The sequence below is a fragment of the Achromobacter sp. GbtcB20 genome, from assembly GCF_019091095.1.
Classification (GTDB): domain Bacteria; phylum Pseudomonadota; class Gammaproteobacteria; order Burkholderiales; family Burkholderiaceae_B; genus Achromobacter; species Achromobacter mucicolens.
Genome location: NZ_JAGXJZ010000765.1, coordinates 1 through 246 on the forward strand (window position 1 = coordinate 1; position 246 = coordinate 246).

General features: G+C 66.7%; 1 protein-coding gene. It reads right to left on the reverse strand.

What is annotated here, in order from left to right:
- On the reverse strand, positions 1 to 246 hold a 246-nt coding region (locus KVT32_RS31035; protein WP_217619525.1), incomplete at both ends, for a hypothetical protein.

The following is a 246-nucleotide window of genomic DNA, read 5'->3' on the forward strand; positions in this document are numbered from 1 at the left end:
CCTTGAGCGTCTGCTCCGACGCCAGCGTCCCGCCCACAGCTTTCTTCGCCAGATGGTTGAGGTCCGATTCGAGGACGTCCTGCGGCGTGGCCACCATGGTGAGACACATCAAGGTGTCCTCGGGCATCTGGTCGAACAGCGTGTTGATCGCGTCCCCCTTGCGGGTCTCGCCGGTCAGGTGCCCGGTGCCGGGCGGCATGCGCAGCCGGTCGGTGATCAGCACGCGGTGCGGCATGCCGTCGAAGT